Raw genomic sequence first — 13,174 nt, 5'->3', positions numbered from 1 at the left:
GAATCGCCCTCCGCGTGGGGTGGGGGTGCGCACCATTCGAACGACTCGCAGCCCGGGCACGGCGCGGCAAGGTTGGTGAGCAAACGCACGGAGAAGAGGAGAGGTGGAGGCAGGATTCGAACCTGCGTACGCAGCGTTGCAGGCTGCGACCTGGCCACTCGGTCACTCCACCGGAAGCCCATCGGACCTCGTCAGTCGATGGTATCGCTCCTGATCCGACCCGAGCAGATCGGCCCACGCGGCGGATCGACGCGTCTCAGACCACGAACGCCGGTCAGACCACGAACGTCAGCACGACCGACGCGAGGCCCAGCGCGAGCATGCCCAGGCAGTTGACCCAGAACGCAGTTCCCGTGAACCGCGCACGGATGTGTGCCGCCGCGGCGCAGACGAAGTAGCCGACCACCCCGACAGTGGCCGCGCATGCGATGCCCGGTGCCCAGATCCCAGCGACGAGGCCGACCACTGCGAGCATCTTGATGACGATGAGGGTCCACCACCACTCACGGGGGAAGCCCACTCCGTCCAGGCAGTCCCGGATGAACGCCGGCGGTCGCACCGACATCACCGCGTCACTGAGGAGAGCGAGCGCAAGCACCGCGGTCGGCCACCACGGATCCAGCATGATCGACATCAGCGCGCCTCCTGACAGGTGCAGATGGTGGCAAACGCCGCACGCAGCCGCTCGAGCAGCACGTTCGGATCGTGCGAGTTCTGCGCGGCCCACGAGAAGAGCACTCCCACGTATGCGAAGTACAGCGCACTCGCCACAGCGGGAGCGCTGTCGGACGGCGTGCACCCATGGCGTGTGATCGCTCGGGCGAACTCCTCGCGGAGCCGGTCCGCGAGGTCTGTGAACAGGTGCGAGTCATGCTCACCCGTGACCAGGATCGAGGCATATACCCGTGCGAGCACCGGCTGACTCGTGAAGATCACGACGAACGGCCTCACACAGTCCGTCAGACGGTCGCTGCACGTCGCGGCCGACGGTACGTCGGGCTCACCGGGATCGTGTTGAGCATGCTCCGCGGCGACCAGCCTGTCGAAGGCGTGGACCACCAGAGCGTTCTTGTCCCCGACAGTCATCACCGTTCCCGCACTCACACCGCTGGCCTGCGCGATCTCCCGCACCGTGATGTCTGCGGATCCTCGCTCTCGGAACAGCCGCGCGGCAGTATCGAGGACTCTCTGTCGTGTGTCCTGCTTGAGCCGTTCGCGTGCCGTGGCCATGGGCCGCCTCCCTCAGGTACCACTGACTGAACACGTTCAGTGAACATGTTCATTGTAGCGGCCCCGCATCCCGACCACCAGGGATCGGTGAAACCAGGGATCGGTGAATGCGGAAAGGCCCCCAGCCTGTGGCTGGGGGCCTTTCCTCTTCTGTGGCGGGGGAGGGATTTGAACCCTCGACCTCCGGGTTATGAGCCCGGCGAGCTACCGAACTGCTCCACCCCGCGTTGCAATGACTACTCTACGTGAACCCCGGGTGACCACCAAATCGACAGCGGGTGATGCGTGACACATATGCGCTGGTCCCGGGCCCGTGATGATGGATCACGGGCCCGGGACCACAGTGCGCGGGCTCCTCACCCGCAGGAGAGTCCGAACGCGGGCATCAGCCCTCGCCGGCCGACCCCGCCTCGTCCGCAGCGGGCGCATCCTCTGCCGGTGCCGACTCCGTCGGTGCACCGTCTGCGGCCGCGTCATCGGCGGCGGCGTCTCCGCCCTCCGCGTCGATCGCGTCCTCGAGCGCCTCACGCAGACGCTCCTGGGCCTCGCCGTAGGCGGCGAAGTCGCCGTCTGTCAGCGCCTCGTCAGCCTCCTGCATGGCAGTGCGTGCCCGATCAAGGGCCTCGTCGACGCCTGCGGGCTGCTCCCCGCCGCCATCGCCCTCGCCGCCCTCAGACGGACCGCCGGCCTCACCGGACTCCGTCTCGCCGGCAGCGTCCGAGTCACCGGCCTCCGCACCGGAGTCACCGCCGAACACCTGATCGAGCGCCTCGTCGAGCGTCGGCGCGAAGCCGATCTGCTCGCCGAAGGCCACGAGCACACGCTGCAGCACCGGGTACGAGGTCTCCCCCGCCGACCGGACGTAGACGGGCTGGACGTAGAGCAGACCGTCCGCCACCGGCAGCGTCAGCAGGTTGCCGTTCTCCACGCGGGACTCACCCTGGCGGAGCAGGTTGAGGCTCGTCTGGATCTCCGGCTCGGTGTTGAAGTTGTTCTGCGCCTGGCCGGGACCGGGGAACGTGGTGTTCCTCGGCAGCTGGAGCAGACGCAGCTTGCCGAACTCGTCGCTCACCTCACCCTCGGCATCGCCCGCATCCGCATTCGCAGCGAGGAAGCCGGTGAGGTTGTTGCGCGTCTGTCCCTGGGTGGGACGCGGGATGAACGACGACGTCAGCGAGAAGGCGGGCTGCTCCTGACCCGGCATCTCCAGCGTCAGGAAGTACGGAGGCTGCACCAGGCCCTGTTCCTGGTCCGTCGTGGGATCCACGGGAAGGGTCCAGAAGTCCTGACCTGAGTAGTACTCACTCGCATTCGACACGTGGTACTGCGTGAGCAGTGAGCGCTGGACCTTGAAGAGGTCCTCCGGGTAGCGGATGTGGCTCATGAGGTCGGAGGAGATCTCCGACGCCGGCTTGATGAGGTCCGGGAAGACGCTCATCCATGCATCGAGGACCGGATCCTCGTCGTCCCATTCGTACATGTCCACGGAACCGTCATACGCGTCGACCGTGATCTTCACGGAGTTGCGGATGTAGTTCGCCTGCTGGTCCGGCAGCGCCACGACCGCGCTGGTGTTCGCCGTCGTGGAGTCCGTCGTGGCCTCCTGCAGGACGGACGGGCGCGAGTACGGGTACTGATCCGACGTCGTGTATCCGTCGAGGATCCACTTGATCCGACCATCGACGACGGCCGGGTACGGATCGCCGTCGACCTCGAGGAACGGAGCGAGCTTCTGCACGCGCTCGCGCGGAGTGCGGTCGTAGAGGATCTGCGATTCGTCGTTGACCGTGTCGGCCAGCACGATCTGCTCGTCCTGGAACTTGATCGCGTACAGCAGTCGGTTGAAGAAGTTGCCGACGCTGGGCCCACCGTCACCGGAGAACGTGTAGTTCACCTGCCCGGAGCCCTCTTCCTCATCGGCCGGGTAGTCGAGCTCGACCGGGTCCGCACCTTCCGGCGCACCCACGATCGAGTACTGGGTGGAGCGCTCACCGAAGTAGACGCGCGGTTCGTACTCGCTCTGGTCCGAGAGCACGCCGCTGGGCGGGATCCCCGCCTCGAAGAACGCCGGTTCCCCGTCGGCTCCCCGACGGCTGCCGTAGGCTGCCACCGCTCCGATGCCGTGCGTGTAGACCGTTGCCTGGTTGACCCACGTGCTGTCGGACTGCGCGTCCGGGTTCAGCTCGCGCAGAGCGATGACGGTGTCCTCGCTCTTGCCGTCGATGTCGTAGCGGTCCACGTCCAGCTGCTCGGGGAACGCGTAGTACGAACGGGTCTGCTGCAGCTGACGGAAGGTGTCGGACACCAGGTTGGGGTCGAGCAGTCGCACGCTCGCCGCGGTCGCCGCGTCCTGGCGGAGGGCACCGGACTCGCCCTGCGTCGACGGCGTGTACGGGATGACCTCCACGTCGTCGATTCCGTACGCGCTGCGGGTCGCCTCCAGGTGGCGCTGGATGTACTCCGACTCGAGGCTCTGCTGCGACGGGTTGACCTGGAACTGCTGCATGGTCGCGGGGAAGCCGACGACGGCGACGCCGCCCAGCACCAGCAGCATGCCCAGCGAGATCGCCGTGAGCCGGAACGTCTTGAAGTACGCCGTGGAGAAGACGAGGGCCGCGACGAGGAGGGCGGCGATCGACACGATGAGCATGGCCGGGAGGGCCGCGTTCACGTCCGTGTAGGTCGCGCCGGTGACCAGACCGGAATCGTCCGTGAGCCGGGAGAACCGCCACAGGAACAGGCGCACGGCCTGGATCAGGATCAGCACCGCGAGGACGGTCGCAAGCTGGATGCGTGCGCTCTTCGTGATGTCGAACCCGCGCGTCTCACGCGGCCGCACACCCCCGAACAGGTAGTGGGCGACGATGCTCGCGATGAAGGCGAGCAGAGCGATCATGCCCAGGTAGTCCACGAGGATGTTGACCATCGGCAGCGTGAACACGTAGAGGCCCACATCCTGCTGGAACTGCGGATCCGACACTCCGAACGGCACCGAGTTCAGCAGCATGAGCGCGTCCTGCCATGATGCGCTCAGCGCGACGCCGCCCAGCAGACCGATCACTGCGGGGATCGCGTAGGTGAGCGTCCGACGCAGCGGCTCCACCGCCTCGCGATAGCGGTCGAGGTTCTCCTCCCGCGGATTCGAGGGCGCGGTCGTCGGCCGTGACCGGTGGGCGAAGAAGAGCATGAACCAGAGCGGCACCGCCATGAGGACGAAGCCGATCGCGAAGAGCACGCCCTTCGCGACCCATTCCGTCGCGAAGACGTCGAAGCGGTCGAGCTGCTGGAACCACAGCACCTCCGTGTAGACCTGTGCGAACGCCACGAACAGCGCGACGAGTGCAAGCACCGCGATGATCGTGAGGAGCAGCGGTGACGGTCGTCTGCTTCCGGTGCTCGCAGGTGCCTGCGGGTGCGGGGGTCTGGCTGAGAAGCTCACACTCGCCCTTTCGTTTCTGTCAGCCGACTGGTGGTGTTCAGTCGGTCCGTGGTTGTCCGTGCGGAGGATCCGGGTCGTGGCCTCTGTGCGATCACGATTCGGGGTCCGTGCACGTCGGCAGCGTGTCTGTGCTGCCCTCTGCGATGTCGGTGACCGCCTGATGCGCAGCGCTCAGGTCGTCGATGCGCACGACGGTCATGTCGTCGACGCCGTGCGCGCCGAGGACCTCTGTGCAGTTGCCTGCGGGGGCGAGGAAGTAATCCGCGCCCGAGGCCGAGGCCGCGGCTACCTTCTGCCGCGCCCCACCGATGGGGGACACGGTGCCGGACGCATCGATCGCGCCCGTCCCCGCGATGGCCTGGTCGCCGGTGAGATCGCCCTCCGTGAGCATGTCGATGATCGTGAGGGCGAAGATGGTGCCGGCGGACGGGCCGCCGATCCCCTCGACGGCGAAGTCGACGTCGAAGGGGAAGCTGTACGCCGGGGACATGACGACCCCGATCGACTGCTGGCCGTCCGATTCGATCGGTTCGGCGGGCTCGACGGCGACCTCGTCGGTCTGCCCGTCGCGCTCGATCGTCAGCTGGACCTCGCCGTCCGCGGCGACGACGGCCTCGCGCACGGCGCTCATCCCGTCGTCGGACCCGTCGACGTCCTCGCCGTCGACGGCGAGGACGTGGTCGCCGGGCTGCAGGACGCCCTCCGCCGGCGATCCGCGGACGATCTGGCTCACACCGATCACGGAGTCGTAGTCGATGTCCAGTTCTCCCAGCGCAGCGGCGGTCGCCTGATCCTGCGACGACATCATGTCCGCGCTGTTCTGGTCCGACACCTGGTCGCGGGTCGTGTCGAGCGGGTAGTACGCCTCCGACGGCACGACCGTCTCCACACCGTTGAGCAGGGAGAAGAATGCCTGGGCCGTGAAGATGTCGCGGCCGGGTCCTCCCGACACCGCCACCGTGAGCATGTCGAGCGTACCTTCGGCCTCGTACGTCTGGGTGCCGGAGATCGAGACCAGGTCGACGCCCTCATAGGGCTCGAGGGTGTTGACGACGGGGCCCGGCGTCTGGAGAAGATAGGGCACCGGCGTGAGCGCTAGGACGAACACGAGCGCGTAGAGGAGGAGACCGGAGATTCCCGGTGACGCGAAGAAGCGGATCCCCTTCCGCGGAGAGTCTCCGGCTGCCGCTGGGGACGATGCTCCGCCGACTGCGTCGTCGGCGGGAACCGGCCCCGGTGCGGGCGGAGATGCGCTCACGTGAAGGACCTCCAGAGTCTTCTGCGTCCAGATCAGTGTAGTGGAGTGACCCGCCCCGCTGAAATCGGGCACCGCCCCTCCGCGACTGCGCGGAGCCGACTGGGAACACCGTGCGCAAGCGCCGTTCCGGGAAGGATCCGACAGGGTGGGAACGTTAGGGTGAGCACAGCATTTCTACGAACGACGGACAGGGACTGCCATGAGCGACAAGAACGACGATCGGACACCGGACGACGACAGCGGCGACGGCGGCCAGAACCCGTTCGAGCAGATGTTCGGCATGGTGTTCGGACCGGGCGGTCAGGGTGCGCAGGGATCCCCCTTCGGTGCCGGCGGACAGGGCGGTATGCCGTTCGACCCGGCGATGCTCCAGGGGATGATGGGCCAGCTCCAGGGCATGCTGTCCGGCGGCGACCCGCGTGCCGCCACCCAGCGCGTCATCGACCAGAACGTCCCCACCCCTGACCCGGCGATCACCGCCGACCTGGCGAAGAACACCACCGATGCGTTCCGCCTGGCCGAACTGTGGCTGGAGCGGGTGACGGATCCATCCGCCGATGTGTCGGAGCCGCAGGCGCTCAACCGCGCGGCGTGGGCCAAGGGCTCGCTCGACGAGTGGTACCGACTCGCGGATCCCGTCCGCCGGAACATGTCGGAGTCGATGGTCGAGGGACTGACGGAGCAGATGCCGCCGGAGATGGCGCAGCTGATGTCCGGAGCCGGCCAGATGATCACGTCGATGGGCCAGTCGATGTTCGCCATGCAGATCGGCGAGGCCGTCGCCGCTCTGTCCGGAGCGGTCCTGAGCGGCACGGAGTTCGGTCTGCCGCTGTTCGGCCACTCCCCCGTGCTCGTCGAGGCGAACCTCCCCGGTGCCGCGGCGGAGATGGATGTGGATCCGTCCCAGCTGCGCATCTGGCTCGCGGCGCGCGAACTCGCGCACCTGTGGCTGTTCGCGAAGAACCCGTGGCTCAGCGGGCACGTGGAGACCGCACTCGCGAAGTACGCGGCCGGCGTGGAAGTCGACCTCAGCCGCATCCAGGACGCCGCCTCGAGCGGCGATCCGTCGGAGATGCAGCGGATGAGCGAGGAGCTGCGGTCCGGCCTCCTCGCTCCGCAGACCACGGAGTCCCAACGGGAGGCGCTCACAGCGCTGGAGAATCTGCTCTCCGTCATCGCCGGCTGGTCCGACGTCGTGGTCTACAGCGCGTGCGAGGCGCTCGAGGACCGCGACGCGATCCGTGAGGCACTGCGCAGCCGTGCGGCGTCCGAATCGGAGGCAGAGGCATCCTTCACCGCGCACATCGGCTTCTCGCTGCGCCCTCGCCGTATGCGCGACGCCGCCGCTCTCTTCACCTTCCTCGAGCAGAAGTCCGGTGCAGAGGCGCGCGATGGCGTCTTCCGCCACCCGGACGTCCTCCCGAACACCGAGGACCTCGATGACCCGCTGGGCTACGAGGAGCGCCGCACCACTGACTGGGCGTCCGACTCGTCGCTGGACGAAGCGCTGGAGCGGATCCTGCGCGAAGCCGACGACCAGGGCGGCAGCACTGAGTGACGCGGACGCAGGTGCCGCGCACGCAGGTGCCGCTCGCGCAGGTGCCGCGGACGGGCAGTCGCTGCTGGACACGGGTCTGAGTTCCGCTGCGCTGTCGTCGTCCGGGCTCCCCCCGGAAGAGAGACGACTCGCGGCCGAGGCCCGGGCCGGGCTGCGGGACGGCTCCCTCGTCCTGGCCAAGGACGCGGGACCCCACCACGTGACGGCGAGCTGCCTACTCCTGTCGCGGATCGACGAAGAGTCAGGGGAACCGGACTCGGGTCGGCGTTTCATCGCACTCGGCCTGCACCTGCGATCCGGTCAGTGGAGGCAGTTCGGCGGGCACATCGAGGCCGCGGACACCTCCCTGCGTGCCGCCGCGATGCGGGAACTGCGGGAAGAGGCCGGCGTCGATGCCGCGTCGGACCAGGTGCGGCTGTCCCCCGCGCCTCTAGCCGTGCGGACGTTCAGCGTGGGGTCAGCGGCCTGCGCATCGCACCTGGACGTCCTCTATGCCGCCAGTGCGCCCCACAGCCACCCACTCGTCACGACCGACGCCGGAATCGGCGACGTCGCATGGTGGCCCGTGGATAAGCTGCCGCAGGGCACCGCGGAGGATCTCCGCACCGATCTGCGCGCACTCCTGCAGCGCACGGAGACAGACGCACGGACGTCCTGATTCAGCCCTGCTCCCGCTTCTGCGCGCCTTCGCCGTAGCTGAACCCCTCGAGGAACACATCGGCCTTCTGGGTGTGCGGGTATCGCGCTGTGAGGGCGTGGAACGCGGGCGAATGGTCCGGGCGTCGCAGGTGCGCCAGTTCGTGCACCAGGACGGCGTCGAGGACCCATCCCGGAACAGCTGAGAGCCGCGAGGAAACCCGGATCGTGCGACGTGCACTCGTCGTCGACGCGAAGCGCGTGTTCTGGTTGCTCACCCACACGACCGACACCGGTTCGATCCCGTCATCGAAGTAGCGGGTGTTGAGGGTGAGTGCCCGGGCCAGGAGCTCTCCGTCACCGGGCGACGCGCGGACGGCCCGGCGCTCCATCCGCGCGATGAGCGCCGCGATCGACTCCACATTGCGCTCCGGCTGGAACCGCTGCGGCACCGCGAGCAGCCATTTCTCACCCTCCCGCTTCAGAGAGATCGTCTTCCGCCGCCGCGCAGAGCGGCGCACGACGATCGTGCCGTCGTCGATCGCCGCGAGCACCTCTGTCACATCCATATCGGCCACAGTAGCCATGACCACGGACACGCGTCCTCGGCTCCACCGGATCACGGGTCTCGATCCACGGTCGGATCGCGACGAGGACGAAAAAACTTTCGAGAAATCTCAGCGCCGATCGACGTCCACAGCGCGAACCGCACCAGACCGCGGCACCTCTCGTACCATCCTGCGTGTCATCCACAGCGATCCTCACAGGGCTGCGCGTGTCGTCAACACGTTATCCACAGGCTGCGCGCCGCATGTGGGCATACTCGTGTTGACGGGGTCGCGCGCGCCTCTTAGGTTTGTGTGTCATACCTCCGGAAAACCCGAGGTTCGTGGGCTAGGGGAAGGCTCACGGGCTTCGCGAGAGGCTGGAGGGCATTGCACCGGAAGGCGCATCGCAGGAACCCCCGTCAGGGCGGTTCCCACTGTGGTGTCCACCTTCCGGCGCTTTGTGTCCACAGGGTTATCCACATTCCGTCCTCCGCCCTTCCGCAGGGCCCCGCGACTCCCTAGGGTGAGCGCGAGGAGGCCCGCATGCTGCAGTTCCACCGAAGCGTTCCGCTGGTGCGCAGAACCCCGTCCAGCGTCCAGTTCGGCGTCGACGACCCCGTCCTCATCGATGGGCTGACCGAGGACGACCTCGGACTGATCGACCTGCTGTGCCGCGGATGCGATTCCGCCGACTACCTGGATGCCGCGGACCGCGCACGCCTGAGCCGCACGCGCGCACTGTCGCTCCTCGACCTCCTCACGGAGGCGGGGGTCCTCACTCCCCCGGAGGCGGCCTCGGGCGGTTCCGTCGTCCGCGATTTCGCGGAGTCCTATGCGGCGCTGCACGGAGTGGGTCCCGTGGCCGCCGCGAGTGCGATCAGGGGCCGCCCTGTGATCGTGTTCGGACATGACCCCGGGATCGTGTCCGAGGCTCTCGCAGAGGCCGGATTCGACACGCTCGTCGTCGAATCCGCAGACCAGGCGATCGAAGCCGGCGCCGAACATCGGATGACGGTGCTCATCAGCCGGCTCACCGCGAACATCGGGGATTCGTCGCGACTCTTCGCGGAGGACGCGGACCACCTGATCGTGCGGGTCGGCGACCAGCGCGCGGACCTCGTGCCGATACGCCCCGGTCTCACCCCGTGCGCGACCTGCACCGTTCTGCACTCCCGGGACGAGGATGACGGGTGGTTCGCGGGCTGGCGGCAGCTCGCGGCGCGGTCACGGCACGCGCTCATCGACCCCCTGCTGCTGCGCGCGGCCGCGACGGAGACGGCACGGATGCTGAGGGCTGCGACCGTGGGCCTCGCGGAGTTCGGACCCGTCGTGCGCATCGATGCGCGCACGGGACGGCGCACGCAGGAGGCTGCTGCGTTCCATCCGGACTGCGACTGCAGGATCCCGCTCAGCCCGAACGGTGCTCCCGGACCAGTCCGAGAAGCTCGTGTCCGAACTGCTCGAGCTTGATGGGGCCCACTCCGCTGACCCGCCCCAGATCGTCGAGGGTCTCCGGCACGCGCTCCGCGATCTCCCGCACCGTCGGCATGCTGAGGACCAGGAACACCGGCATCCGCAGTTCCGCGGACTTCGCCCCGCGCCAGTGGATGAGCGCTTCGAGGACGTGTTCGTCGACGGCGGCCGGACACTGTGCGCAGCGTCCGCGGTTCTTGTCCGCGCGGGTCGTGAGCAGCGTGCCGCACACCCGGCAGCGCACGGGTGCCGACACGGGCGCCTTCCGCGCGGGCGCATCCGGACGCGCGGGCTTGCCCGCCTGCACCTCACCGACGAACCGTGACGGCCTCCTGCCGACGCCGGCACCGCCGCGGCGCCCCTTCGACCAGCTGACCGACAGCGCGGTCCGCGCACGGGTCACAGCGACGTAGAAGAGGCGCCGCTCCTCGTCGATCGCGTCAGCCGTGTCGGCGTAGCCGATCGGCATGAGCCCCTCGGAAACGCCGACCAGGTGCACGCTCTCCCATTCGAGGCCCTTCGCCGCGTGTACGGAGGCGAGCGTCACCCCTTCGATGGTGGGCGCGAACTGGTGGTCCGCACGGTCCTCCAGGTCTGCGATGAAGGCGGCGAGCGGGACGGGCAGCTCCGACTCCGCCTGGCTGTCCTCTGCCAGCGTGACGAGCGCGGACAGGGATTCCCAGCGCTCCCGGACGGACCCCTGCCCCTGCGGGGCCGTCGGAGACCACCCGACCGAGGACAGGATCTCCTTCACCTGCACGTCCAGACGGTCCGTCCCCCCGCGGTTCGAGGCCGCGCGCATCACGGCGATCGCCTCCTTCACCTCGCGGCGGGCGAAGAACCGCTCCCCGCCCCGCAGGAGGTAGGAGACGCCGCGTGACGACAGCGCCTCCTCGAAGGCCCGCGACTGCGAGTTCGTGCGGAAGAGGATCGCGATGTCCGATGCACGGCGTCCCGACTCGATCTCACCGGCGATCCGCGAGGCGACGGCCTCCGCCTCTGCTCCGTCGTCGGAGAACTCCGTGAAGGTCGGATGCGGGCCCGTCCGCCCGGTGCCGATCAGCTGGATCGGCGAGCGGCCGGTCCGGCGCAGGACGGAGTTCGCCATGCCGACGATCGGTTCCGCCGAACGGTAGTTCCGGACCAGTCGGACCTCGCGCGCTCCGGGGAACTCCACGGGCAGACGGCGCAGGAAGCGGTCCGTCGCCCCGGCGAAGGTGTAGATCGTCTGAGCGGGGTCGCCCACGACGCACAGCGACTCCCGCCTGCCCAACCACCGCATGAGGAGGTCGTACTGGAGCGGGCTCACGTCCTGGAACTCGTCGACGACGAAGCTGCGGTACTGGCTGTGCACCTGGGCGGCGACGTCCTCGTACGTTCCCAGGGCTCCCGCCAGGACGAGCAGGACGTCCTCGAAGTCGAGCACCCTGCGCTCCGTCTTCAGCTCGGAGTAGCGGTGCATGATGCGCGTCATCGCGTCGATGTCCACGCCTTCCGGGAGCGAACGGCTCCCCGCCCTCTCCGCGTAGTCGTCGACGCCCAGCAGGCTGACCGCGGCGTGCTCGATCTCTGCCGCGACGTCGCGGACCGTCTCGCGCTCCGGGGAGATGCCCACCGTCTGCATGGCGTGTCCGACGACAGTGGACTTCTGCGGGAGGAGATCGGGGAACGGCCCATCGGACATCCGCGGCCAGAAGTAGCGCAGCTGCCGCAGCGCGGCGGAGTGGAAGGTCCGCGCCTGCACGCCGGGGACGCCCAGGGACCGCAGCCGCGATCGCATCTCGCCTGCCGCCTTCGTCGTGAAGGTGAGTGCGAGGACCTGGCGCGGATCCGATGCCCCGATCGCCGCCTGGTACGCGATGCGGTGGGTGATGGCGCGGGTCTTGCCCGTCCCCGCCCCGGCGAGCACCATCAGCGGCCCGCCCGTGTGCTCAGCGACCTCGCGCTGCTCCGGATCGAGTCCGGAGAGCAGGATGTGGTCGGCCGTCATCGCGGCGTCGGCGCCGTTTCTCCGTCGAGCCATCCATAGAGGATCTGTCCTGCGATCGACACCGTCGTGGGGACCGTCACCTCACCCGATTCCATCGCGGCGCGCAGCTGGGGGCGGGTGAACCAGCGCAGCGCTGTGATCTCGTCGTCGTCCGGTGCGGCCGTCAGCGAATCCGCCTCTGCGGTGAAGCCGAGCATGAGCGAGGCGGGGAAGGGCCACGGCTGGGAGCCGACGTAGCGGGGCGAGTGGACGGCGATGCCCGCCTCCTCCTCGACTTCGCGGATGACGGCCGATTCCAGGGTCTCCCCCGGTTCGACGAAGCCCGCCAGCAGGGAGAAGCGATCAGCGGGCCACATCGCGTTGGAGCCCAGCAGGAGGTGCTCTTCTCCTGCGGCATCTGTGTGCACGACGGCCATGATCACGGCCGGGTCCGTGCGGGGGAAGTGCTCGCTGCCCGCGTCCGGGTCCCTGCGCACCCACCCGGACTGCTCCATGTCCGTCGGCGTGCCGCTGCGCGGCGAATGGGTGTGCGTCATGTGCCAGTTGCTCAGGGCGATGAGCGACGTCGCGAGCGCCACGTCCCGGTCGTCCAGGGCTTCGCCCACGTCCCGCAGGTTCGCCCACACGGGTTCGGTCGAGTGGACGCCGCTGAGCGGGTCGGTCAGCCACGGCTCCGCGTCCCGGGCCTGGTCCGCGCTGAGCATCGCATCGACCGCGCTGCGACCGTCGTCCAGGAGGCCCGCCCCCACGAAGTGACGGCCGTCACCGTCCGTGCCCAGGTAGAACAGCAGCGCCTCGTCGGGCACCTGCTCCCGGGTCAGCAGGTGCAGGCCGCCCCGCGACACGAGGACACTGCCCCGGTGCCCGACGACGGCGTGCGCGCGGCCCGTCTGCCACACCGCATCGATGCCCGCTGACCGCAGGCGGTGGTTCCGGTTGACGGCGGTCCTCGACAGGCTTGCGGGGGGCAGCATGGGCAGTGGCTTCATACGCGTCACGATACCGAAGAGCGCGGACACACCCGCTCCCGTCAGCCTCACGC

General features: G+C 68.6%; 10 protein-coding genes and 2 tRNA genes. 3 read left to right on the top strand and 9 right to left on the bottom strand.

Features of this window, described 5'->3' with window-relative positions:
* Nucleotides 1-101: 101 nt before the first annotated feature.
* The 6 genes from FM105_RS12190 to FM105_RS12165 form a co-directional block, all read right to left on the bottom strand.
* Nucleotides 102-172 (bottom strand) — tRNA-Cys (locus FM105_RS12190).
* A 102-nt stretch (nucleotides 173-274) separates the two neighbouring features.
* Nucleotides 275-634 carry a DoxX family protein gene (locus tag FM105_RS12185; protein ID WP_179207183.1) on the bottom strand — a complete coding sequence of 120 codons (360 nt, stop codon included), beginning with the start codon at nucleotides 632-634 and terminating at the stop codon, nucleotides 275-277.
* The gene (locus FM105_RS12180) at nucleotides 634-1,230 is read right to left on the bottom strand and encodes a TetR/AcrR family transcriptional regulator (protein WP_087008629.1); all 597 of its coding nucleotides are present in this window, start codon (nucleotides 1,228-1,230) and stop codon (nucleotides 634-636) included. Before FM105_RS12180 ends, FM105_RS12185 begins: the two co-directional genes overlap by 1 nt.
* Before the next feature lie 153 nt (nucleotides 1,231-1,383).
* A tRNA-Met gene (locus FM105_RS12175) sits at nucleotides 1,384-1,457 on the bottom strand.
* A 158-nt stretch (nucleotides 1,458-1,615) separates the two neighbouring features.
* Nucleotides 1,616-4,669: a UPF0182 family membrane protein gene (locus FM105_RS12170; protein WP_087008628.1), complete on the bottom strand. Its 3,054-nt coding sequence runs from the start codon at nucleotides 4,667-4,669 to the stop codon at nucleotides 1,616-1,618.
* A gap of 91 nt (nucleotides 4,670-4,760) precedes the next feature.
* On the bottom strand, nucleotides 4,761-5,927 hold the full coding sequence (locus FM105_RS12165) for a YlbL family protein (protein ID WP_256970381.1): 1,167 nt from the start codon (nucleotides 5,925-5,927) through the stop codon (nucleotides 4,761-4,763).
* Nucleotides 5,928-6,126: 199 nt separating this feature from the next.
* On the opposite strand from FM105_RS12165, the gene FM105_RS12160 reads away from it, so the two are divergent.
* Both FM105_RS12160 and FM105_RS12155 read left to right on the top strand, forming a co-directional pair.
* A complete protein-coding gene (locus FM105_RS12160; RefSeq protein WP_087008626.1) occupies nucleotides 6,127-7,485 on the top strand; it encodes a zinc-dependent metalloprotease in 1,359 nt (452 codons plus the stop codon).
* The gene (locus tag FM105_RS12155) at nucleotides 7,367-8,143 is read left to right on the top strand and encodes an NUDIX domain-containing protein (RefSeq protein ID WP_143275885.1); all 777 of its coding nucleotides are present in this window, start codon (nucleotides 7,367-7,369) and stop codon (nucleotides 8,141-8,143) included. Before FM105_RS12160 ends, FM105_RS12155 begins: the two co-directional genes overlap by 119 nt.
* 1 nt (nucleotide 8,144) lies before the next feature.
* Here FM105_RS12155 and FM105_RS12150 read toward each other — a convergent pair whose 3' ends face one another.
* On the bottom strand, nucleotides 8,145-8,690 hold the full coding sequence (locus FM105_RS12150) for a M48 metallopeptidase family protein (protein ID WP_256970380.1): 546 nt from the start codon (nucleotides 8,688-8,690) through the stop codon (nucleotides 8,145-8,147).
* A gap of 522 nt (nucleotides 8,691-9,212) precedes the next feature.
* On the opposite strand from FM105_RS12150, the gene FM105_RS12145 reads away from it, so the two are divergent.
* On the top strand, nucleotides 9,213-10,139 hold the full coding sequence (locus tag FM105_RS12145) for a hypothetical protein (protein WP_087008622.1): 927 nt from the start codon (nucleotides 9,213-9,215) through the stop codon (nucleotides 10,137-10,139).
* Here FM105_RS12145 and FM105_RS12140 read toward each other — a convergent pair.
* Nucleotides 10,078-12,165 (bottom strand): ATP-dependent helicase, encoded by a 2,088-nt coding sequence (locus FM105_RS12140; RefSeq protein ID WP_256970379.1) that lies wholly within the window; start codon nucleotides 12,163-12,165, stop codon nucleotides 10,078-10,080. The genes FM105_RS12145 and FM105_RS12140 overlap by 62 nt on opposite strands.
* The gene (gene nudC / locus FM105_RS12135; protein WP_256970378.1) at nucleotides 12,129-13,121 is read right to left on the bottom strand and encodes an NAD(+) diphosphatase; all 993 of its coding nucleotides are present in this window, start codon (nucleotides 13,119-13,121) and stop codon (nucleotides 12,129-12,131) included. Before nudC ends, FM105_RS12140 begins: the two co-directional genes overlap by 37 nt.
* Nucleotides 13,122-13,174: the final 53 nt, after the last annotated feature.

It is taken from the genome of Brevibacterium yomogidense, from assembly GCF_900163715.1.
In the GTDB taxonomy this organism is placed as follows: domain Bacteria; phylum Actinomycetota; class Actinomycetes; order Actinomycetales; family Brevibacteriaceae; genus Brevibacterium; species Brevibacterium yomogidense_A.
The sequence above is the reverse complement of the archived record's forward strand: the minus strand, read 5'-3'. Positions and strand labels throughout refer to the sequence as shown.

Excerpts from the sequence above, each read along its gene's own strand:
- FM105_RS12185 (WP_179207183.1), bottom strand. The coding sequence starts at position 634 with ATGTCGATCATGCTGGATCCGTGGTGGCCGACCGCGGTGCTTGCGCTC.
- FM105_RS12180 (WP_087008629.1), bottom strand. The coding sequence starts at position 1,230 with ATGGCCACGGCACGCGAACGGCTCAAGCAGGACACACGACAGAGAGTC.
- FM105_RS12160 (WP_087008626.1), top strand. The coding sequence starts at position 6,127 with ATGAGCGACAAGAACGACGATCGGACACCGGACGACGACAGCGGCGAC.
- FM105_RS12155 (WP_143275885.1), top strand. The coding sequence starts at position 7,367 with ATGACCCGCTGGGCTACGAGGAGCGCCGCACCACTGACTGGGCGTCCG.
- FM105_RS12150 (WP_256970380.1), bottom strand. The coding sequence starts at position 8,690 with ATGGATGTGACAGAGGTGCTCGCGGCGATCGACGACGGCACGATCGTC.
- FM105_RS12145 (WP_087008622.1), top strand. The coding sequence starts at position 9,213 with ATGCTGCAGTTCCACCGAAGCGTTCCGCTGGTGCGCAGAACCCCGTCC.
- FM105_RS12140 (WP_256970379.1), bottom strand. The coding sequence starts at position 12,165 with ATGGCTCGACGGAGAAACGGCGCCGACGCCGCGATGACGGCCGACCAC.
- nudC (WP_256970378.1), bottom strand. The coding sequence starts at position 13,121 with ATGAAGCCACTGCCCATGCTGCCCCCCGCAAGCCTGTCGAGGACCGCC.